The following is a 255-nucleotide window of genomic DNA, read 5'->3' on the forward strand; positions in this document are numbered from 1 at the left end:
CTTGATATTGGACTTTGATACGATTTGTACAGGATAGGTGGGAGCCTAGGAAGCCGGAGCGCCAGCTTCGGTGGAGGCGCCGTTGGGATACCACCCTGATCGTATCGGAGTTCTAACCTGGTACCGTAATCCGGTACGGGGACAGTGTCAGGTGGGCAGTTTGACTGGGGCGGTCGCCTCCTAAAGAGTAACGGAGGCGCCCCAAGGTTCCCTCAGAATGGTTGGAAATCATTCGAAGAGTGCAAAGGCAAAAGG

1 rRNA gene is annotated in these 255 nt (G+C 54.9%); it reads left to right on the forward strand.

The annotated features are described in order from the left end of the window. A 23S ribosomal RNA gene (locus tag KJS42_RS22990) occupies positions 1-255 on the forward strand; the annotation flags it as partial.

It is taken from the genome of Paenibacillus sp. J53TS2 (genome assembly GCF_018403305.1).
In the GTDB taxonomy this organism is placed as follows: domain Bacteria; phylum Bacillota; class Bacilli; order Paenibacillales; family Paenibacillaceae; genus Fontibacillus; species Fontibacillus rhizolycopersici.